20 protein-coding genes are annotated in these 20679 nt (G+C 43.8%); 3 read left to right on the forward strand and 17 right to left on the reverse strand.

Features of this window, described 5'->3' with window-relative positions; translation table 11 throughout:
* The first annotated feature begins 12 nt into the window (after positions 1–12).
* Positions 13–459, forward strand: coding sequence for a hypothetical protein (locus ACXADT_RS19615; protein WP_474832466.1), 447 nt, complete (start codon positions 13–15; stop codon positions 457–459).
* 24 nt (positions 460–483) lie between these two features.
* Here ACXADT_RS19615 and ACXADT_RS19620 read toward each other — a convergent pair whose 3' ends face one another.
* Complete coding sequence (locus ACXADT_RS19620; RefSeq protein WP_474813383.1) at positions 484–681, reverse strand: hypothetical protein; 198 nt, start codon at positions 679–681, stop codon at positions 484–486.
* A gap of 373 nt (positions 682–1054) precedes the next feature.
* Between ACXADT_RS19620 and ACXADT_RS19625 the strand changes: the two genes are divergently transcribed.
* Positions 1055–2578, forward strand: a complete 1524-nt coding sequence (locus ACXADT_RS19625) for a BCCT family transporter (RefSeq protein ID WP_474813385.1) — start codon at positions 1055–1057, stop codon at positions 2576–2578.
* Positions 2579–2621: 43 nt separating this feature from the next.
* Here the strand turns inward: ACXADT_RS19625 and ACXADT_RS19630 are convergent, their stop codons facing one another.
* The 3 genes from ACXADT_RS19630 to ACXADT_RS19640 form a co-directional block, all read right to left on the reverse strand.
* A complete protein-coding gene (locus ACXADT_RS19630; protein ID WP_474834595.1) occupies positions 2622–3119 on the reverse strand; it encodes a DoxX family protein in 498 nt (165 codons plus the stop codon).
* 257 nt (positions 3120–3376) lie between these two features.
* The gene (locus ACXADT_RS19635; RefSeq protein WP_474834597.1) at positions 3377–3880 is read right to left on the reverse strand and encodes a hypothetical protein; all 504 of its coding nucleotides are present in this window, start codon (positions 3878–3880) and stop codon (positions 3377–3379) included.
* A gap of 93 nt (positions 3881–3973) precedes the next feature.
* Positions 3974–5782 carry a sulfatase family protein gene (locus ACXADT_RS19640; protein WP_474832467.1) on the reverse strand — a complete coding sequence of 603 codons (1809 nt, stop codon included), beginning with the start codon at positions 5780–5782 and terminating at the stop codon, positions 3974–3976.
* A gap of 156 nt (positions 5783–5938) precedes the next feature.
* Between ACXADT_RS19640 and ACXADT_RS19645 the strand changes: the two genes are divergently transcribed.
* Positions 5939–6715, forward strand: a complete 777-nt coding sequence (locus ACXADT_RS19645; protein WP_474813399.1) for a 3-hydroxybutyrate dehydrogenase — start codon at positions 5939–5941, stop codon at positions 6713–6715.
* A 64-nt stretch (positions 6716–6779) separates the two neighbouring features.
* On the opposite strand, the gene ACXADT_RS19650 is transcribed toward ACXADT_RS19645, so the two are convergent.
* From ACXADT_RS19650 to ACXADT_RS19710, 13 genes are all read right to left on the reverse strand, one after another.
* Positions 6780–7960, reverse strand: a protein-coding gene (locus tag ACXADT_RS19650) for an IS3 family transposase (RefSeq protein ID WP_474831670.1) whose coding sequence is annotated in 2 segments (ribosomal slippage) — positions 6780–7669 and positions 7669–7960 — 1182 coding nt in all. Because the reading frame shifts where the segments join, the coding sequence is not laid out codon by codon here.
* Positions 7961–8092: 132 nt separating this feature from the next.
* Positions 8093–8917: a DUF4037 domain-containing protein gene (locus ACXADT_RS19655; protein ID WP_474832468.1), complete on the reverse strand. Its 825-nt coding sequence runs from the start codon at positions 8915–8917 to the stop codon at positions 8093–8095.
* Between the two features lie 22 nt (positions 8918–8939).
* Positions 8940–9518, reverse strand: a complete 579-nt coding sequence (locus tag ACXADT_RS19660; protein ID WP_474832469.1) for a histidine phosphatase family protein — start codon at positions 9516–9518, stop codon at positions 8940–8942.
* A gap of 23 nt (positions 9519–9541) precedes the next feature.
* The gene (locus tag ACXADT_RS19665) at positions 9542–10813 is read right to left on the reverse strand and encodes an MFS transporter (protein ID WP_474832470.1); all 1272 of its coding nucleotides are present in this window, start codon (positions 10811–10813) and stop codon (positions 9542–9544) included.
* Between the two features lie 59 nt (positions 10814–10872).
* A complete protein-coding gene (locus ACXADT_RS19670; RefSeq protein ID WP_474832471.1) occupies positions 10873–12009 on the reverse strand; it encodes a winged helix-turn-helix domain-containing protein in 1137 nt (378 codons plus the stop codon).
* A 14-nt stretch (positions 12010–12023) separates the two neighbouring features.
* Positions 12024–12533 carry a GNAT family N-acetyltransferase gene (locus ACXADT_RS19675; protein WP_474832472.1) on the reverse strand — a complete coding sequence of 170 codons (510 nt, stop codon included), beginning with the start codon at positions 12531–12533 and terminating at the stop codon, positions 12024–12026.
* Positions 12533–12889 carry a glyoxalase superfamily protein gene (locus ACXADT_RS19680; protein ID WP_474832473.1) on the reverse strand — a complete coding sequence of 119 codons (357 nt, stop codon included), beginning with the start codon at positions 12887–12889 and terminating at the stop codon, positions 12533–12535. The genes ACXADT_RS19675 and ACXADT_RS19680 overlap by 1 nt, the downstream gene beginning before the upstream one ends.
* Positions 12890–12915: 26 nt before the next feature.
* Positions 12916–14169, reverse strand: coding sequence for an MDR family MFS transporter (locus ACXADT_RS19685; protein WP_474832474.1), 1254 nt, complete (start codon positions 14167–14169; stop codon positions 12916–12918).
* A 144-nt stretch (positions 14170–14313) separates the two neighbouring features.
* Complete coding sequence (locus tag ACXADT_RS19690; RefSeq protein WP_474832475.1) at positions 14314–16197, reverse strand: M48 family metallopeptidase; 1884 nt, start codon at positions 16195–16197, stop codon at positions 14314–14316.
* Positions 16198–16297: 100 nt separating this feature from the next.
* Positions 16298–18214 (reverse strand): endonuclease MutS2, encoded by a 1917-nt coding sequence (locus ACXADT_RS19695; RefSeq protein ID WP_474832476.1) that lies wholly within the window; start codon positions 18212–18214, stop codon positions 16298–16300.
* Between the two features lie 359 nt (positions 18215–18573).
* Positions 18574–18786 (reverse strand): hypothetical protein, encoded by a 213-nt coding sequence (locus ACXADT_RS19700; protein WP_474832477.1) that lies wholly within the window; start codon positions 18784–18786, stop codon positions 18574–18576.
* A 90-nt stretch (positions 18787–18876) separates the two neighbouring features.
* Positions 18877–20049, reverse strand: coding sequence for a hypothetical protein (locus tag ACXADT_RS19705; protein ID WP_474832478.1), 1173 nt, complete (start codon positions 20047–20049; stop codon positions 18877–18879).
* Between the two features lie 19 nt (positions 20050–20068).
* Positions 20069–20569, reverse strand: a complete 501-nt coding sequence (locus tag ACXADT_RS19710) for a GrpB family protein (protein ID WP_474832479.1) — start codon at positions 20567–20569, stop codon at positions 20069–20071.
* Positions 20570–20679: the final 110 nt, after the last annotated feature.

Consider the following 20679-nt stretch of genomic DNA (forward strand, 5'->3'; position numbering starts at 1 on the left):
CGGAGGTGCATTATGCCAACGAAAAGAGAACTAACTGCTCGGCAGCATATTCTTCTTTTAACAACGATGTTCGTAACAATTCTAGGGCTATACTGGATCGCAATAACCTTCTTCAATAACTATGCGCGCTTATTAGGGTTGTTTATCATCTTAATTCCAATCATTATAAAAAAGTTATATGTAAAAAGTACGGACGAAAACTACCTTGCACCGATCGACCGCTCGTTCAATCTAAAAAAACGCCCTTTCACCATCTGGCTGCCGATCTATTTTTTGTTTATCGGCTTGATTTTCGTTACGTCATCTGAAGGGGCAGGTATTGAGACATATCTCACCTTTACACTCATTTACTTCTTTTTGCTCGGCATCTATTTCTTAGGATATTACATTCGAATCAGAGACCTGGGCTATGAGTTGAAGAACGGTAAATGGAGAAAAAAAGACCATATACACACGTAAAGAGGGGGCAGCGAGCCCCCTCTTTCACATTTCCTCCGTCGCATTAGACTTTTCTTTCACCTTCAAGATGAAAAACACCAGTACACCGATCACCCCGACTATCGCAGCTATAAGATGATCAACATACAAGTCGCCATCCCTAAAATACCTGATCGCAAATCCTCCGCCAAAAATAGTAATGATCGTAACCGACACATACAGTAAAAAGAATTTCCCTTTCATCGTGATTCACCTCTATATCTTATCCATCTTCTACTAGTTACTACGTAGATCCCCTACCAAAAGTTTCTTTTTTAAGGAAAAATCCAGACTGCGGATCATCTCCTCTCCTCTTATCAGCGAAAATTTCATTTTATCGGCGAAATATCATTTTTATCAGCGATTTCAAACTATATATCAGCGAAAATCACTCTTTTATCAGCGAATTCCAACATATATCAGCGAAACCGTATTTCTCTACCAATTCACTCATGATTTGGAAGAAAGCTGGACAAAATACATCACAATACGACAAAATTCTTGCATCCGCAATATTCAGGTGGTAGAGTAAATTTTTGTGCCTAAAGCATTTCTAGAAAATTTAAAGGAGTACGATATGAAAAATAAAGAATCAGGCCGGATCGACTGGCCGGTATTTGGTATAAGCGGAGGAATTCTCGTTCTCTTCGTTGTTCTCGCACTATTCGATATCAGTCTTGTAGAAGCAATCGTTAGTAATAGTTTCTCATGGTCAGCAACCTACTTTGGGGCTTTCTGGCAAGTCCTTATGTTAGCGACGTTCTTCGTTGGAATCGGACTCGCTTTCTCCCGATACGGTAAAATCAAAATGGGTAATTTAGACAAACCCGAACTAAGTTTATACAAGTGGCTCTCCATCATCATGGCGACACTTCTCGCAGGTGGCGGTGTATTCTGGGCAGCGGCTGAGCCGATGTACCACTTCTTAACCGTTCCACCTTCTCAATCTGGGATCGAAGCAGGCACGAACGCTGCGATCGACCCAGCGCTCGCACAAAGCTTTATGCATTGGGGTTTCCTCGCATGGGCAATCCTAGGTACGATCAGTGCTGTCGTGATGATGTACGGTCACTATCATAAAGGCATGCCGATGAAGCCTCGTACGCTTCTTTATCCGATCTTCGGCGAACGACTTCGACACAGCTGGATCGGAACGGTAATCGACGCGTTTTCTGTTATCGCTGTTGCAGCTGGAACGATCGGACCGATCGGATTCTTAGGTCTTCAAGCAAGCTATGGCCTGCAGGAGATCTTCGGCATTCCGAATCAGTTTAGCACACAGTTTTCGATCATTTTAGCAGTTGTTGTGATCGCTACGATTTCTGCGGTAACGGGGCTATACAAAGGAATCCAAATTCTAAGTAGCTTCAACGTACAGCTCGCAATCGTATTGATGGTCTTCATCGTAATCTTCGGACCAGGTGGATTTATTATCGACCACTTCATCTCAGGATTCGGTTACTATGTTGATCAGTTTATTACGATGTCAACGTTCCGTGGTGACACGGGTTGGCTTTCGTTCTGGACAGTGTTTTTCTGGGGCTGGTTCATCGGATACGGTCCAATGATGGCGATACTCGTTTCTCGTATTTCTCGCGGTCGTACGATCCGAGATATCATCGTCGCAGTATCGATCTTTGCGCCTGTTATCTCAACGTTCTGGTTCACCGTTCTTGGTGGATCAGGCATTCACTTTGAACTGACAAACCCTGGCTCGATCTCTGAAGCTTTGAACGCAGCTGGTAATCCAGCCGCAATGTTTGCGATCACGGAGCAGTTCCCGCTCGCAGCGATCGTTTCACCACTGTTCTTGATCCTCACGATCCTATTCGTAGTGACGACGACGGACTCCATGTCCTACACGATCGCGATGGCCGTTACAGGTGAAGGCAATCCTAAGAGCTGGTTACGTATATTCTGGGCAGTGCTTCTCGGCGCTATTGCCGTCATCCTATTGATCACGGGTGACAGTGGAATCACGCAGCTTCAGAACTTTATCGTTGTAACAGCTGTTCCGGTTTCACTCCTTCTCCTTCCGATGGTTTGGCTCGCACCGAGAGTCGCTCGAAAGATGGCGAAGGAACAAGGGATCAATAAATAATAAAAACGAGCAAGGAGCTAGCAGTCTCCTTGCTCATTTTTTATTACGCTGCAACTCCTCTTTCTTCACATTCAAAGCGTTTCTTTTTCAGTTTAAGTAGAAAGTAATCGAGTCCTATCTTTCCTGCATTCCATCCTCCAACTAATAGTAAAAACTCCATGATCATAAGGTTTGGATTCGTGCTGATCGCACCTGCAAGTAAAAAGTTGACGTTCATGATTAATCCCATAAATGCTGAAAAAGTTGTTAATAACCCTAGGATTAATGCAATTCCTACTAACAACTCTCCCCAGGGAACCAATACGTTAAAGATCGATACGTTCGGCAAAGCAACGTTCTCAAGGAAGTTCGCATACCATCCTTGCACAGCTGGATGCTCTCCTGTCGATTTCTCGATTCCTCCTTGTAGGAATCCTGAAGCATCAAATTTCTCCTCACCTGAAATTTTTCCCCACCCTGCCATCAAAAACGTATATCCGACATAAACGCGAATCACTGTTAGTAATGAGGCGGCAACAACGTTATTTCGAAACCAGTTCATTATCAAAGTTTATCTACTCCTCTCTTTTTTACCTCAAGACAAAAAGTTGACCTAAGGAAACATTTCTTATCTTTAAAATAACGACTGTAGAATAGTTCGTCAATAAAACCTTTTATAGTTAATCCAAAAGCCCCCGTTATTTCATCGAACTACGGGACAATACTCCCATTAAAATGGTTTTCTATTTCCAATAGAAAAGAAGCATTTCGCTACGCCTATGCGTAAACCTAGCGAAATGCTTCTCACGAAGAACATTCTCAGCCTTCTTCTGCAAGCTGCGTTTTCTCTCCTCCTCGTTTTCTTAAGCGAAACTTTTCATACAAAACCTGCAATCCGTACAGCAAGTACGCTTTATAGTGGATATAGAGAAAGAACTGAAAGTACGTTAACTTATGCAACCGAGCGATCTTTATCTTATTCAAAAAGGGAAGGAACAGAAAAGCGAATAGTGCATTCGCAAGAACATTTAATCCCACGAACTTTTTAAAATTACCGTAAGAATGCTTTAAGATCCACATCGATATGGGCATATATGGACCAATGTCGAATGGAAATTCATCTCTTAAGAACGACTTCGGCTTATCATAAAATTTCCACCATTTCCGCTTTCGGCCGTACAAATGATTGATTACTTCGAATAGGAAAATGATAAAGCTCGCAAAGAAAAACCGCTTGATATGTCGCTTTCCGATAAATCGTAAAGAGAACCACGGGATCAGGATCATCGCAAAATTGAATACAACGTGCCGTTTTGATGTCATAAGGGCATCGACCTCGATAGTAATTATTTCAATCACTCTTACTATCTCCTCATGAATAAAAAAAATTCGTACCGAGCCCTTATTCGAAGCGTTCTATCCCTGTTCACACGAAGGCATACCTGGCACAGGGCCGCTCGACGGCTCCAGCCTCTTCTGTTTACACTGTTCCTCGAGCGCGATCATCAAAAGGTTCATAACCTCGATCGACTCAGGCGTTTGAAACGCAGGATCCGCTAAGTTCTTTTCTTCAAGAGGATCTGTCGTCAAATTATACAGCTCAAACTCGTCTGGCAGGGGATTTACTTTTGTTGTCGTGATACAGAGAGAGGCTTCGACGTTCTCAGAGGTAGGAACTGATTTTTGCTCATGCACGACGACATCCGATACACCAGGGTTACTCCAGAACTGAGGGTTGTCATAGTACCTTGAAAACTTCCATAGCTCTTTAGCTCGGTTGGCTCCAGTAGGAAGCCTCATGATGATCGCTTCGATGTGGTTCGGCTGAATGACGGATTCGTACGGCTCGCCGGTTACCGTAACCTGGTTCAACCCTCTCGTCACATCATCATCCGTCATAAAGTAAAGAGGTTCGTCGGCTCGATAAAAGGCTTTTTTCCCTTCTAACAATGGGGTGAGGTCACGCCCAACGAGAGGATGAACTTCGTTATGACTTTTGCTTAGCTTTTCCTGAGCTTCTCCTGCATCGATGCCTGCAAGCCCGAGCATAGTTGGAAGAATATCCACATGACTCGTCAACATCTCTGTACTCTCTCGTCCTGAGAACAGCTTCGGACTATGGATGATAAAGGGCACATGAATCGATTCCTCATACGTGTTGTACCATTTTTGAAACAGTCCACCGTGCGCCCCCAGCATATCCCCATGATCTGAGAAAAACAACACGATCGTATCGTCATAAAAAGAGGAGTTCCGAAGCGCATCGAAAACCTTGAACATTTCATTGTCGGCTTGCTTCTGAAGAGAATAATAAAGCTGACGATAAAATAGCGTGTCTGCGAGCGGTTGTATCGCTTTTGGATAGGTGAGTCGATAGCTTTCTTGCGCTCTCGGCTTCGTAGCTAGCGATTCGTTTGCAGTAGGAGCTGGCGGGATATCAGGGAGTGATGGATCGACTTCAAAATTATACATCGGATTGTTTCTTGTAAACGCCCCGAACAGCGCGATGTCATGTGGATTGATAAAGGATGTCATGATCATCCAAGGAGAGGTTTCGCAAGCTGAATTTCGCTCGAGCGACCTAATAAGATGTACCGCTTCTTCAGCATAGATTACGTCACGGCCACTGATACCGATTCCAGCAGAAGAACCGGAATTGCGGGGAGCCGTTCCATGAGGTTCCGGTCCTACCCAGCCATTGAAGCCAAAGTCATTCAACCGGTTTGCGTTAAGGTATTCATTCACGTTCTCTGGATCTGGTAGCCCTGTATTCGTATAGCTCGGCAAAGCATTCTTCGTACCAGGTATGAGGATATCCTCGTCCGACGCATGCCACTTCCCTTTCCAAAACGTTCGGTATCCCGCCGTTCTAAGGTAATCGCCAATCGTTGGTACCGTATTCCGGTCAAGCCAAAACATATCAGGATCAAAAGCTCCTTTGGCTGCACCACTTGTTTGTGAAACACCGTGAAGAGATGGATACTGCCCAGTATATAGCGTCGTTCGGCTCGGACTACATGCAGTACTGCCAACATAGTGCTTGTTGAATTCAAAGCCGTTTTCCTTCAAAAGTTCCTGCGTGATTAGATTCTTTCTCCGCCACTCTCGAAGCTCCTCATTCTCATATACCGATGGATACCGCTCCTCATCGACCATCAAGATGAGAAAATTCGGTTTCTTCCCGTTCTCGATCAAAGAAGAAAACCGTTTCCCCTCACTTCCCATGATGTAGCTCCCCCTTCTTTTGATGGTGCCTGTCACCCCTCGAACAAGCTCGAAGAATGTAGAATGATGCTCAAAAAAATTCCAGCCTACTTTAGTGAAATCAATGCGATTGGGTAATATAAGAAAGTATATCTGAAATAAAGGAGGTTCATGACAATGTTAGACGGTAAAGTAGCATTGATCACAGGGTCAGGTCAGGGAATTGGACTTGAAATTGCAACGGAATTCGCAAAAGCTGGCGCGAAAGTAATGTTAAACGACATCAACGAGGATACGTTAAACGAGTCGATCAAAGCATTAACAGATGAAGGTCTTACCGTGGATGGAGTGATAGCGAACGTTGCGAAGGAAGAAGACGTGAAGAATGCGATCGAAAAGACGGTCGAGAAATTCGGACGCCTCGACATTCTTGTTAACAACGCTGGTATCCAACACGTAGCACCCGTCGAAGAATTCCCAAGCGAGAAGTTTGACCTTATTCTCGACATCATGTTGAAAGGTCCTTTCTACGGAATCAAGTACGCTTTCCCGATTATGAAGGAACAAGGGTACGGACGCATCTTAAACATGGCTTCCATCAATGGACTCATCGGGTTCGCTGGAAAAGCGGGCTACAACAGTGCTAAGCATGGCGTCATCGGTCTAACAAAGGTTGCGGCTCTAGAAGGTGCGGACTCAGGCGTTAACGTGAACGCGATCTGCCCGGGGTATGTGGACACACCTCTTGTTCAAAACCAGCTTGAAGACATTGCAAAAACACGAAATATCGAAAAAGACAAGGCACTAGACGAAGCGATCTTATCGAACGTTCCACAAAAACGCCTCATCCAAGTACAAGAAGTAGCAGATTACTCGATCTTTCTCTGTAGTGATAAAGCAAAGAGTATCACTGGACAAGCCGCTGTTATTGACGGCGGATATACTGCACAGTAATACTCCAACCAAAAAAACCATCGTAACCTGGTTTTACCCCTGTCAAGTAGACAGTATAAAAAAACTACGCTGCCAACGCGTGTCGATATTCAATCGGCGCGCGTTGTTTTAATTTCTTTTGGAAACGTCTGTAGTTATAGTGGTAGATGTAATCCTCGATTGCTTGTCTGATCTCATTTTCTGTTTTACACTGTTCGATATACAACTTCTCTGTTTTGAGATGCGAAAAGAAGGACTCAATACAGGCGTTATCTAGGCAGTTTCCTTTGCGAGAGTGGCTGCCCTTAACGCCATATTCTTCTATTCGTATGTTGTATGCCTTAGACGTATACTGAAAGCCTTGATCCGAATGGAGAACGGCTTCAGTTACGTCTTTTTTCTTTGTCCATTGGGCTACTGTATCTAATACAAGTTTTAAATCGTTTCGTTTAGAAAGCTGCCAACTTACGATCTCATTGTTGAATAAATCTTGGATCACCGATAAGTAATAGAATCGTTTACCATCTGACACATAAGTAATGTCCGTCACCATTTTCTGATTCGTTCCCTTGGCTTTAAAGTTGCGTTTTAACCTATTTGGATAGACGACAGACGGGGTGTATCCATGCCTTTTTCTTTTTTTACGGATTACCGATTGAATGCCCATTTCTGTCATCAAGCGATACACTTTTTTGTGGTTAATGTGGTAACCACTTTCTTTTAATAAACGTGTCATGGTAGGATAACCTGTTTCCGGGTGAAGAAAATGAATCCCCATCATATGCATTTGGATGTCATGATCTTGATTGGCCTTTTCATCTCGCTTTGCTTGACTGGCTCTCCATTTGTAATAACTTGATGGTTGGAGGGAAGCAATCTCTAATAACCAAGTGACAGGTGCTTTGCCCCTTAAGCCTTCCACGGTTTCATACTTTATTTTTTGCGTGATTTTTCCTCCTTTTCGAGATTTTGATACTGCTTTTTTAAGTAATCCACCTGCGCTTTCAGGTAATCTCTCTCTTCTTCAATTGTGTTAAAGTTTGTACGCGGCCTACCATACATAGGATTTTCTCCACTGCGACTTCGAATATCAAACGGCTCACCATTCTTCCACTTCTTGACCCACACTTTAAGTTGTGTACAATTCTTTATTCCCAATTCTTCCGCTAGAGCTTTATAACTTTGGGAACCGTTAATGTATTTCATCACGGCATTATGTTTAAAATCGTCTGTATACTGTTGAAACGTTTGTCCTTTTTTAGCCATAGAAAAATCCCCTCCAAGTATCATCCTTTCCTCCACCATATCATGGAGGTTTTTTTGAATGTCTACTTAAAGGGGATAATATCAGATAATATCAACCCGATGGTTTTTTCGTATTTACATCTATTAAATAATTTACTTCACATACCCAACATGCTTCTTCTGTTCACTAATCTCAAGCCCAGGATGATGGTACTCTACTAGCTCAAATACCTCTTCAACCAATCGCTCTAACTCATCGATTCCCTTTTCTGGGTCTCCGATCAAACAGTAGGACAACCGTTCATGGAGGTCGTCAGGCTTGATCTTCATCTCTTCGATCGACACGTGCATCCACTTAAATGCAGGGTGGTGAACATACATCTGATTAAGACCGAACAGCACCCCTAACAGATTCTTCTCCACACCACACATCACATTATACAGCATCAGCCAGTCTTTTCGTTTCAACAGCGCTTTTCGATTGTTCCACTGATTACTGAGCCATAGGTTTTCTGAAATCATGCTTTCAGAGAGCGCTTCTGGATATGCAGCAGCTTTCGTTTTCAAACCCTTAACTTTCACTTCCCCATATAACCCAACTCCATCTTGAACGGAAGCAACGATACACTGCTTATCATAGTCCGTTTCGTACCGCTCGACGACATCTGAAAGAAACCGTTCGATCGTTTCATCTAAAAAGCTGCTGATCTCAAACTTAACCCCGTCTGGATCCAAGTAAGCCTCAGACCACTCCTCGTCTTCATAAGGGTGAAACGATAAAAGAGTGCCACCGATCTGTTCGATAGGATTTTTTCGATCTTCATCTGTCGGAGGGCAAGACCATAGGATATGGAGTTCAATATCTGAGTGCTCATCATGTAAATTCTTCGATACCGACCCAGCAAGGATTACTGCTTCCACGTTCTTATTTTCATGATAAATAGCTGCCATTTCTTTTGCTCTATTCTCTAGATTCATTTCTTCCTCCTAATGTCTATTCTTACGTCAATTCTTCCTTCAACCATCCTGCGTCTTTCGGAAAATCTCCTCGCGACAAACGCTGCCCCGTAATCAACTCCCGATACGATGTGATCGTTCCGTCATGTGACACAACGAAGATTCTCCCCTTCTTACGTGACTTGCACCAATCCAAAAATGCCTCCCCTAACTCTTTGAACGTTTCGGGTGATGTCTTGTTTATCCCATCACGCCAAACCACTTCAGAAGCATGATCGTCCAGTCTGAATGTAGGATACTCTCCTTTAATTACTGAGCGATCCAGTATCACATCACATGGGAGGGTGTGCCAGCTGGATTTTTGAGGAAACATCCGCGGGGCTACAAGAGGACTGGCAATCCTCTCGCATAAAATGCCTTCGCTCCAAATCGACGCAGTTTCAAGTGTTCTCCTAACGGGACTACATACGATCATATCGTTATCCGTCAAAGGAATGCTCTGCCTTAATTTCTTTGCCTGTTCAATACCATTCTTAGTGAGCGATGGGTCATTTAGCTCCAAACTAGCCGGTGTGTTTAGCGTGTGCTCACCCTGACCATGTCGTACAAAAAATAGTTCCATGATTGCCTCCTTTCGCTTTCCCATTACGTATGAAATGAGCGTTCTACCGTTGCATCACGTTCTGATTCTCTCTTAGAACGAGTATTCCATATAACATTTTGAAAAAGAACCCCGATCACCCCAATAAGCGTCAAGCCTATCCCAATCACTTTAAATGCAGCCAACACACCAACCTGCTCAATCAACACACCGCCAAGTAACGGTCCAGCGATAAACAGAATACTCAGCGTAGAATCCACAATACCCGAAACTCTGCCGATCGCTTCTTTCGGTGGCTCCTTTTGAATGAGATAATGAACTGCGGTGAAGATGATTCCGTTCCCGATTCCTCCAACTAGCGCAAGTGAAATCGCTAGGACGAGCACCTGATACTCTCCGAGAAAGCCCATCCCGAACGTCATCAGCCCGATCAAGAGGCTCCCCACACCAAAATACCAGCCATACTTTTTAATTCCATCCATTTTATTCAGAAGGAGCACGACAAGTAAGGAGCCGCCTCCAATCGCTGCAATGACGAAGCCCGTAATCTCTTCATCATCTGGAAACACCTCGCTAAAAAGCGTCACAAATTGAGCATCGATCATCTGAATCACGAGCGTGCTCACAACTCCAAACGAGATACTCGCCGTGAGGATCCTACTTTGAAAAACGATGTGCCACCCTTCTTTCCACGACTCGAAAAATCCTGCACCTTTCATCGAACGAAATCCCTCTTCGATCAAAGGCCCCTCTTTTTTTACCGTGATTTTCATCAAAATAACCCCTGATAGCGCAAAGGAAAAAGCGTTTAGAGCAATCGACGCATTTGCAGATAAAACTCCTGCAACCGCTCCACCTAGAAGCGGACCGACCACCTTCACGAGCTGAAACAAACTTCCGTTGATCGTGACCGCCTTCATGATATCTTCTTCATCAACGATCCTTCTCATCAACCCTTGCTGCGCCGGTAAGCTGACGACTCCTACCGTGTTCCGGAGTAACAGGACCGGCAATGCAAAGAGTGGAGATGTCGTCAAAATCAGCGCAATCGTCAAGATCGCCCGGATCCAATCTGAATAGATGAGCACCTTCACTTTGTCTCTCCTGTCGACAAACACCCCAGCGAACTGTCCTAGCAGAATACTAGGAATCGCGTACATCACAGGAATGAGGGCAATCACGATTGGATCCGCTTTCCACGTATACCGAAACAAAATAAGGACTGCGACAAAATCAAACCAGTTCCCAAAGTTCGAAAGCATATTCGCAGTAAAAAACCTTACAAAATTTCCGTCTTTCCATAGCGATTTCTTCATATAAAAACCTCCTAAGTAACGTTCACTTAGGAGTATAACGAGTGATTATCAGAGGAATATCAGAGGGACGAAAGATGGTCATCCAACAGCTTTCTGATTTTCGGTTCAAGATCAGAAAGCTTGTATTCTTCCGCATACGCTTCCCACATGTTCTCGAATTGCTCTAACGCTTCAACTTTAAAAACATCTCTAAAATACCGAATCGTCATTAAGCTGATAAAGATTCCAGGCACATATTTTGCCTCTTTAAAAAGCTGAATACCCTCAAGAAAATGACTTTCTGCTTCCTCACCAAAAGCAAGACACTGAACCCCTTTTAAGATCGAAAAGCTCGCTCGTTCTCTTGAAAAAGGATACCGAAGAAGGAGCTCCTCCATCTCATGGATCTTTTTCTGTATAACTGAACGTTCTTGCTTTTTTACAAGAGCGAGATAGCTTTCCGTTAACGCTATCAACGGAATAAACCCTTCTAGCTTCTTTTCATGCACTTCTTTTTTCGATGTGATGAGCAGTTCTTCTGCTTCATCATGTTGTCCTGTAAAAAGAAGGAGTGACAGACGGTTCAAGAGTCGAATTTCTAAACGGTGATGCTCAGGTAAAGCTTTTGCCTTCAACGCTTTTGTAAAAAACTCGAGGCTCTTCTTCTTGTCACTCGTCGTGTAAGAATAAATATGTAGAAGGTAATAACACTTTTCCCAGAATGGATCTTCCTGGGTTTGGAACGACTGAAACTCCCCCTTCATAAACCGAAGATACAGCTTGCTCTGAAGATCGAGTTCAAAGCCGAACACCGCCTGATTTTCCTCAAGCAGCTTCAGCGCATCTCCCTGTCCATAAAGATGGTATTTATGAAAAAGCGTCTTCACATTCGAAGACACTTCTTCATCCTTAAGCAAAGGGCTATGCATTTCTTTATGAACCTTCAGCCGGTATCCCTGTCCCCTGACCGTTTCGATGGTGAAAACGGAGGTCAGCGGAGAAAGTTTTTTTCTCAACCGATACACGTGATCATCGACGGTCCGGTCTGTTGGTGCTTCCATCGCCCACACCGCATCAAGGAGTTCGTCTCTACTAAACACACGGTTCTCACGTTCGTATAAGTAGCGGAACAGCTGATACTCTTTTGGCAGCAGGGTAACCTCCTCAGACCCATACCTCACTTTCAGATCACCTTTTTGTAACTGTATGTTTCCCATCCTCTCACCTTCGCTTAGTTGTTTTCACTCCACATATAATAAACGAAATTCATCGTTTCTCCTTTCATGCTAAAACTTTCATCGTCGAAACCAACACATCTGAACCCATTCTTCTCTAACACTTTTTGTGATGCAATGTTGTTTGACGTCGTTTTCGCATGAATTTGTTTTACACCCGTCCCTTTCACTTCTTCCATCAATGCTTTCAACGCTTGTTTTGCTACTCCCTTGCCGGTGTGATCACGACCAATTCGGTATCCAAGATCGCCATGCATCTTTTCATCAACCGAAATGTTCATTCGCCCTACAATGTGTCCTTCTAGATTTCTTACTAAGTAAAAAGCAGAATTCCCTCTACTTTGTTCCGATAGGAGCGCTTCATGCCTTGTTAGAAAACCATCAAACTTGTAATAATCCTCTCCTCGAGTCGGGACCATTTTTTCAAAATAAGCTCTGTTTTCCATTTCAAAGCGAAACAAATCCTCTGCATCCGTTCCGCTCAATTTCGTTAGTGCAATTTCCATTACTCTTCTACACCTTCATAGAAAATAATCCGGTTTGAAAATGGATCGACGACCGTCATCTCGATTGTGCCCCATGGTTTCTTCTCTACCTTTGGGTTAGAGAATGGATAGTCCTTGCTGTGGAGCAGCGCATGATAGCTTTCAAGATCACTCTTTTTCACCCGGACCGCTCCACCCGGCGAAGCGTCTCCGTAATGCTCAGATAAATGAATCGCAGCTTCGTCCATCGACACCTGCACGTACAGAGGCATGTTGTCCGCAAATCGATGCTCCCAGTCTACTTGAAAACCTAGAAAGTCTACATAGAAGGCATACGCTTTTTCACTATCAAAAATTCGAAAGATCGGTGTGATCATATTGAATCATCCTTTCTACCAATTTTTTATACAGCCTGCTTCATCTCGGCTATCTCCCTACGCTTATCGAGAGCTGGGGTGATGAGATGGTAGATTAGTGTTCCTAGTAATCCGATACCAAGTATGGTCCAAGCCATCACAACGGACGGGAGGATTGCCCCGAGTGTCACGGTCAATGAAGCGATCAACATCGATAGGTTAAATTTCAACCCGTTGAACGCCATGTATGAGCTCCCCGCATCGTCTGGTGGGATGGAAGCCATATACGACTGTTCCACAGGCACTCGAAACACTTCCCCAATTGTCAAAATCGCCATCATCACAAACAAGATTACGAGGTTGTTAGAATAAGCGAGTGCGCCGTACCCCGCCGTGAACATCAAACAGCTCAATACGAGAACGGATTTGTCTTGAAGCTTGTGAGGGATACGCGTGACGAACAACATCAACACGACGACGAGGATCGTATTCTCACTCCGAAGAAATCCCATCGTTTTTACACCATCAACTTCCCATAGAAGAAACTGCTGCGTCTCCATTTCTTCACTGAGTCGAATGCCGATATAGTTCGTAAGTTGAAATTCTAGCGAGAGGATTAAAACTCCTGCAATCGTGAAGAGGACGAACAACTTATCGCTCAGTACACTTTTATAAGTAGCGAACAGCTGAAGGATATGCTGATGCGGCTTCACGTTAGAAGCCGTCGGGACGTAACTTTCATCGATGAAAAATGCAATCATGATGACGACGATCGCCGCTGAAACGCTCAGTCCCATGAATAACTCAAACAAGTAATCTTTGAAAAGGAACGCTCCAATAATCCCGCCGATCGCGATGGACAAGTTATTTGCCCAGTACGTGATGGAATACATTAATTTTCGTTGCGGCGGCGTACTCACATCGATCAACATCGCCTGGTTAGCAGGACCTGCTAGTCCCCAGCTGATGCTGTTTACCGTCATCATCGCAAACGTGATCGTAGGTGACTCAAACCATGGTGAATTACAAACCATCATCGTTGTAAACGCAAAGAACCTGAGCGTTTCCGCAATGAGCATGATCCTCTTCCGACCGAATTGATCGCCGAAGTAGCCCCCTACAAACGTGATGCCAATTCCGACGAACACGTTGATGAGTAGCAGCATTCCCGCAATTTTCGCACCGAAGTGAAATGCCAAATAGATCGACATAAACGGAAATATCATACTGCCGATAAAACGACTAATAAACGATTCGATGATCCGAATCTTAATGTTCTTATGAAAATCTCTAAACCTCATCTTAACCTTCTTTCTACTTCTTCAAATCTTGCGGTCTCTCCACTGGAAAAAGTTGATAATTGTAGTTTACCAAACTTTCAGACTATTAAAAGTAGTAAAAAATAAAAAGAGCTTCGAAGCACACTGCTTCAAAGCTCTTTGACCTTACCCAACAGAAGGCATAGGCTCAATGAATTTCTTCCCTTTTTCATAGATAACACTCTTAGGGTGTTCGGAGACCGCCCGCTTCATCGGTTTGTTTCCGTTCGTTACTTGTACGAGGATCTCTTCGTCCGCTTCTAGCTCTTCACAAACCCGTTCGATAAACGCGCTTCGTTTTCTATTCGTGAGATAAGATTCTTCTAGCTCAATCGTTAACACGTACACTTTTTGATCAGGGAAGTGCGTGACTACTTTTTCAAGTAAGTGAGCGACTTTTACCTGTGGAAACATTCGAAGGTACTGTGAGAGCATTCGGATGACCTCACTTTTCACAACTGGCAGACGATACGCATCATCAGGTCTCACTTCGCTCCGTTCCTCGTCCGCTTTCTCGACGAGGTCGCTCCATTCCGCTGCACGTTGATCAAGTGCTTCGATCTCACTATAAAGCCCTTTCGATTCATAGTACCTAGCCATGAGGGAAAGCGCATCAAAGCCAACACGATAGTCTCGTTTGATCGCTTCCTCTAACCATTCTAAGCATTTCACGTTTTCATCTTCGCAGTAAGCGTTCCCTAACCCCATCAAAACCGATACGTTCGACTTCGTCTCAGGGAACTTTTCCAACAATTGTTCATAGATCGGTACAGCCTTTTTCGTTCCATACACATCTTCAAATAGCGTCGCTCGTTTGATCGCGTCGTCTACTGAGAGTGTCGGGTTAGACCCTAACTCTTCTAACTCAAGCTTGAGCTGCTGTTTCTCATACTTACGCTCTTTCCAATCTTCTTTCTCCACTCGAACGAAAACATCATCAAAGTACTCAATAAAATGGTCCTTATCTTCTAAATAAAGCTCAGCTGCTGGATAGGTGACGATCGGAACCTGACTCACCTCGACTTCTAACTTGTTGAGCCGCTCAAAAAGGGATGGATGCGTATCATTGATCGAGGCCACACGCTTCATCGCCTTCATCAACACACTCTCTTGCCGAACCGGATCGTGATGATCCAACACGTCTTGCACCCGAGCGAACGGACGTGGACACTCTTTTTCTTCTAAGCCTTTGTCATATAACGTCTCCCAGAACTCATCGTATCGCTCTGCTTTGATTTCTGTGATCACTAACGCTTCAGCAACGGCATGTGGATCCGTATAGTGACTCGAAAAGCAGTCGGCTTCATGCTCTTCTTGTTTCGCTAATGCATGAGAGTAAGCATCGAACCGTGGGACAAACCAGCGAAAGAACCATCTGAACAAAAAGCCGCCCCACACTTCGGATTCTTCGAACTTATCCAAAAGGGTGATCCACGTTTCACGGACCCGATACAACCATGTTCCGAACTGTCCATCCTTATTCGCCAGATGGCCCATCTCATGAGCGATGATGGCATCGAGATGTTCGCGTGACAGTGCTTGCATGAGCGGTAGTCCGAGGACGAGATAATTCTTGTACCAGCCGAAAATACCGAGACGCGGATGCTGCACGACGCTTGCGTTATAGTGATTGGTCAACAGCACTTCATGAACCTGTTTCGTTTTGTATTTGTATTGAATCTCATTAATCGTCTTAAATAGTTCAGGTGCATCTTCTTCTGATAGCGTGACGCCTTCAGGATGATCGAATCGAACCCACAGCGCGCGGGACATGATGATACCTACAACCAATGTGATGATGCCAACTTTTATTCCGCCAAACGTAAAAGAGCCGCTAATAAAATTCACGATCGCAATCGAAAACAAACTAAGGATGATTCCAAACACCAAAAGGAGGTAACCGTACCCAATCAATGAAAATGCTGCTACCTTCCTCCTGTATGCACTCGGATTTTGTTTCGCTTCGATCTCCTTCTCTTTAACGAGCTTTTCAAATTCCACATTCGTCATTCCGCTATCTCCCTCATCTTAATTGAGCTAATTATATCAGGAGATTTCGGGAAAAAGATGGGCACTTTTACCCAACTCTATCGGGCGAAAACGAACTTTTTTAATCCTCGTCTTCAAGCGTCAGTCCCTCAACAAACTTACGATTCATCACCTTCTTCGTTTTTCGATATTCCTTGGACTTAAAGATGATATCAAAGTCATAATCCTCTGGGTAAAGATCGTTTGCCGAGATGTGCAGACGAAGCCGTTTATGATTATACGTTTTTTTCTCCCCCTGAACCTGTACGATGTAGTTGCCTAGATCATCAGGACCTTTATACACAATTCCCATTTCATCTGTTGCTTGAATGATCACGTTGTCTCCTTGCTCAAACAACGTCACTTCCGCTTTTTCTTCTTTTTTAGCCGTTTTCCTACCATACCGATTCACCGTTACCTGCTGCTTGTAATCATTCGTCGAAAGCACATCTTTTTCTACTGTAAAATCCTGTTCTTCGTTATACGTGATCTTGCTCGCATGCTTTAAGATATCAGGATGAAGCCCGAGCTTATGCGCGATCGCGAAGGCCTGGCTCTTTCCAGTCGTGTCGAGGAGTAATTGATACGTCGGCTTCAAGGTTTCGAGATCGAATTCCATCGCACCGTTGATAAACCCTTCCTTCTCTTTCGCATACTGCTTCATCTCACTATAGTGCGTCGTCGCAAAAATCGTTGCACCTTTGGCTGCGAGCTGATCAAGGATTGCAGTTGCGAGTCCCATTCCTTCACCAGGGTCCGTACCAGAGCCGATTTCGTCTAGTAATAGAAGCGAATGGTCATTTGCTTTTCGTAAGATATCGATCAGGTTCACCATGCGCGAACTGAACGTGCTCAAGTTCTCTTCAAGACTCTGACCATCTCCAATATCAACGAAGATCTGCTGGTAAATCGGCAGCGTAGACGGTGCTTTCGTCGGAATCGGAATTCCGCACTGTGCCATCATGCAGAGCAGGCCGACCGTTTTCAACGTGACCGTCTTTCCACCCGTATTTGGCCCTGTAATGAGAAGCGCTTGTTCACCTTCAGTCATTTTTAGCGATAGTGGAACAGCTTTTTCACCTAAAAGTGGATGTTTTGCTGCTTTGATATCAATTGTGAAATCACTTGAGAAAACTGGGGTCTCCCCATCGATTCTCCGGCTATATTTTGCTTTTGCAAAAATGATGTCGTACTGATGCATCGTTTCTAACGCAATGTTAATTTCACGCTCATATGCGAGCACTTCGCCAGTCAATCCGTAAAGGATCTGCTCGACCTCCTGCTCCTCCTGGAGAGCTAAAAGCTGCAGTTCATCATGGATCGCAGAAAGCTCATTCGGCTCAATAAAAAGCGTCGCACCTGATGACGATTGATCGATTACAGTGCCGGCTACCTTCTTACGATACTCTCGTTTGATCGGTAACGTCTGGCGACCATTTTTCTCAACAGGTCGTGCTTCTTGCATCCACTTCGCATATTTTTTCGCAAGCGTTTCAAGCCGTTCCTTCAGCTTCTCTTTCTTCACACTATGCTGCTTTCTTATTTTCAGCAAATTTTTAGATGCATGATCATCGACCTGGCCATGCTTGATCACCGCATGAATTTGTTCTTCTAGAGAACTTAGATCCTCGATTGAATCAGCATACAAGCTAATCGTAGGTGCGACTGTACCTTTATCGTTCATGAACCTCTTCAGCTTCGTACAGTGCTCTAGAAATGAAACGACTTCTGTGAATTGAATCGCTCGAATGAAAAGTCCTTTTTTCCCCTGCTCGATCAAGAGCCCTATGTCGTTCAAGCTATGAAGCGGCACACTTCCACTCACGTTTAAAATCGCGACGCCTTCTTCAACCTCTTCTAGCCATCGTTCGATGATGCTCTGATTATTGGACGGCTTCAAGTGACGGATCGATTCTTTTCCTCTATTCGTTAAGGCGAATGTGCTGATCGCTTCGATGATTTCGTTGAATTCTAATGTTTCAAATGTTTGTGTATTCATGTTCTCCTCCTATAAAAAAAGCCACGACAAGCTTGTTAGCTCATCGTGGCTTATGATAAACAGATGGATTCCATACGAATCCCCTTTTTACCGCCCGAGACATCAAAAAAGCTATGACTGAATAAGCCAGTCATAGCGTTCTATGATGAAGTTCAGCTATGCTTATGCTTGTTCTTAACTGCCCTGTTGATTCATAACAAAGTAAACGTCCCTCAGGCACGTTTTTTCTTCATTACAACAGGTGCTATCCAATTTGTGGATTAGTTAAGAACAACCACACTCATACATCATTCTCCTATTCTTGTTTAGGCGGTAAAAAGTTCTGTTACTGACAATCATATGCGACACCAGTTCGTTTGTCAATTTGACGAGAGGAAGTAAACCTCTGCCACTTGCCAAACGAACTGAATCCCAAACATTAAGAAAAGAATAACGCCTCCAAAAAGAAATATGTTGAACGCCCTCTTCCCATCTTCCCTTTTCAAGGCATGTTCGATCCCAAACATCGTAAACAAAGAGGCTAACAACAGCATCTTAATGTTCATGCTTATGTTTAGTCTATCAATAAACAAATCATACATCCCCGCACTCATTGCAACGATTGCGAGAATGAGATTAACAGTTTTTAATACTAGAATGGTTATTCCCCCTCGGTAATTGGACTAACGCATCCTTACCTCAATTACTTCTTTCGTCTCAACATTTAACGTGAATTCCATCGTGTGAGGCGCCTCTCCATACGTATGCTCAACCGTTACATGCCAAATGGATTCATCTCTTTCAATCTCGACCCTCGGATTTTCTTTTAACGCTTCAACATATTCCCTTTCTGACACCTCTATTGTCTCACCGTCTCTTTTTAAAAAGTACTCCCCATTCGTTTCGTGGGCGATCTGAAATCCACGATGCGCGTTCAACCATTCATGAACATCAGTTGATGTTTCTCTCGCGACCCCAAGGACCGTTTCTTCCGTGACATCGTGGTATCTTTCTAACACATCAAAAAGGTAATGTTCATAAACGTCGCAATCTCCATCACACACTTCAACGAGTATCGCTTCAAAAGGTAAATCATCGTTCTCCACCTTATGTTTTCCAGCCGTATCGATGATGTATTTCTCCGTGTTTTCGACGACTGCGTAGCCTTCGCGCTGTCCTGATGAATGAAAGGTATAGAAATCAGTATCTTCTTCCAGCATTCCCTTCTCGACCAAGTCGAGTTGAGCAAGAAAGAACTCCGCTTCCGTCAACGTCCCAGCATTTGATACGACGTATGCTTCTTGTTCAAATCGTTTCCGTTTCACAATAAATTCTTCATCATCTTCAGATAGCGAAACATCGTAGTGGACCTCTTCAGGACCATACCCATCTATCATTTGCATGTCGAAGTCTTCAAGATCACCTTCACTACTAATCGTCATATCAAAACTTGTGATCTTCCCGTTAAACTGGCCGTCATCTAGTTCCTTTTGAATGTTCTTGAACTCGTCTACCAAACTACCACTATAAAAATTCGTATCCTGTACGGCTATGTTCCGCGGCCATTCATAGTAGGTTGTTTGAAGAAACGGCAGGAGAAGCGATGAACAAAAAACGAGGAGTCCAAAGAACGCAGCTCCTCTTTTTGCTTTAGCATTTGTTTTTAACGTTCTCATAAACAACAAGAAAATAATAAAACCGATCGGAAGGATAACACTTCCGATTTCTAACCTGAATTCACCTAATAACACGAGACCGACGATCTTCACGAACAAATACGGCTCAGGCTCCTCCGCTTTACGGTAAAATACGATCATCCCTACGATCGTCATGATAACTAACAACAATTCGATCATTCTTTTTGACCCTTCCCCCTTAAATGCCCTTCACAAGTATTTTATTGATAAATGGTTCTTTTTCTTTTGTATATGTAGGCCGATCATCTTTATATTTAGATGCCAGATGCTGTTTCAATGCTTCATATTCCTGTGCTGCATCTGGGTGAGCACGCAAATAATCGCGAAAAGCTAGCTTTTCTCTCCATTGAGATCCTTCGTATTCACATACGTGCACGTGTACCGTTCCTTTCCCCCACTCACCTTTCCGGAAAAACCGTCTGTCTTCCAGTTCAGGTTTATGAACGTAAGCAAAACCAGCGCGTTCTAGCGGGTCCTTCATCGACTCGACCGCTTTCAAATCATGAACGCCGACCGCTATGTCGATGATCGGTTTTGCGGAAAGCCCCTCCACCGAAGTACTTCCGATATGTTCGATTGCGACAACCTCCACCGCCTGAAGGATAGTCTGCTTTTCCTTCTCATACTGTTTCGACCAATTTTCATCGTATTCAACTAAATGAACAGTAGGTTTTGTCATCGCGAGCCTCCTCTTTTAACTACAGGCGCCTACATAGATAGCAATATTTTACATAGTTCTTCCACTTATTTACCATAACACAAAAGAAGTTTACGTTACTGCGAAAAAGA

The sequence above is a fragment of the Anaerobacillus sp. ABR4_321 genome, assembly GCF_056158505.1.

What these genes read in the sequence shown, in the direction of transcription:
- ACXADT_RS19625 (WP_474813385.1), top strand. Translation starts at nt 1,055, where the DNA reads ATGAAAAATAAAGAATCAGGCCGGATCGACTGGCCGGTATTTGGTATA.
- ACXADT_RS19705 (WP_474832478.1), bottom strand. Translation starts at nt 20,049, where the DNA reads ATGATCGAATTGTTGTTAGTTATCATGACGATCGTAGGGATGATCGTA.
- ACXADT_RS19630 (WP_474834595.1), bottom strand. Translation starts at nt 3,119, where the DNA reads ATGAACTGGTTTCGAAATAACGTTGTTGCCGCCTCATTACTAACAGTG.
- ACXADT_RS19660 (WP_474832469.1), bottom strand. Translation starts at nt 9,518, where the DNA reads ATGGAACTATTTTTTGTACGACATGGTCAGGGTGAGCACACGCTAAAC.
- ACXADT_RS19695 (WP_474832476.1), bottom strand. Translation starts at nt 18,214, where the DNA reads ATGAATACACAAACATTTGAAACATTAGAATTCAACGAAATCATCGAA.
- ACXADT_RS19665 (WP_474832470.1), bottom strand. Translation starts at nt 10,813, where the DNA reads ATGAAGAAATCGCTATGGAAAGACGGAAATTTTGTAAGGTTTTTTACT.
- ACXADT_RS19685 (WP_474832474.1), bottom strand. Translation starts at nt 14,169, where the DNA reads ATGAGGTTTAGAGATTTTCATAAGAACATTAAGATTCGGATCATCGAA.
- ACXADT_RS19615 (WP_474832466.1), top strand. Translation starts at nt 13, where the DNA reads ATGCCAACGAAAAGAGAACTAACTGCTCGGCAGCATATTCTTCTTTTA.
- ACXADT_RS19645 (WP_474813399.1), top strand. Translation starts at nt 5,939, where the DNA reads ATGTTAGACGGTAAAGTAGCATTGATCACAGGGTCAGGTCAGGGAATT.
- ACXADT_RS19640 (WP_474832467.1), bottom strand. Translation starts at nt 5,782, where the DNA reads ATGGGAAGTGAGGGGAAACGGTTTTCTTCTTTGATCGAGAACGGGAAG.
- ACXADT_RS19655 (WP_474832468.1), bottom strand. Translation starts at nt 8,917, where the DNA reads ATGAATCTAGAGAATAGAGCAAAAGAAATGGCAGCTATTTATCATGAA.
- ACXADT_RS19670 (WP_474832471.1), bottom strand. Translation starts at nt 12,009, where the DNA reads ATGGGAAACATACAGTTACAAAAAGGTGATCTGAAAGTGAGGTATGGG.
- ACXADT_RS19675 (WP_474832472.1), bottom strand. Translation starts at nt 12,533, where the DNA reads ATGGAAATTGCACTAACGAAATTGAGCGGAACGGATGCAGAGGATTTG.
- ACXADT_RS19680 (WP_474832473.1), bottom strand. Translation starts at nt 12,889, where the DNA reads ATGATCACACCGATCTTTCGAATTTTTGATAGTGAAAAAGCGTATGCC.
- ACXADT_RS19635 (WP_474834597.1), bottom strand. Translation starts at nt 3,880, where the DNA reads ATGACATCAAAACGGCACGTTGTATTCAATTTTGCGATGATCCTGATC.
- ACXADT_RS19710 (WP_474832479.1), bottom strand. Translation starts at nt 20,569, where the DNA reads ATGACAAAACCTACTGTTCATTTAGTTGAATACGATGAAAATTGGTCG.
- ACXADT_RS19690 (WP_474832475.1), bottom strand. Translation starts at nt 16,197, where the DNA reads ATGACGAATGTGGAATTTGAAAAGCTCGTTAAAGAGAAGGAGATCGAA.
- ACXADT_RS19620 (WP_474813383.1), bottom strand. Translation starts at nt 681, where the DNA reads ATGAAAGGGAAATTCTTTTTACTGTATGTGTCGGTTACGATCATTACT.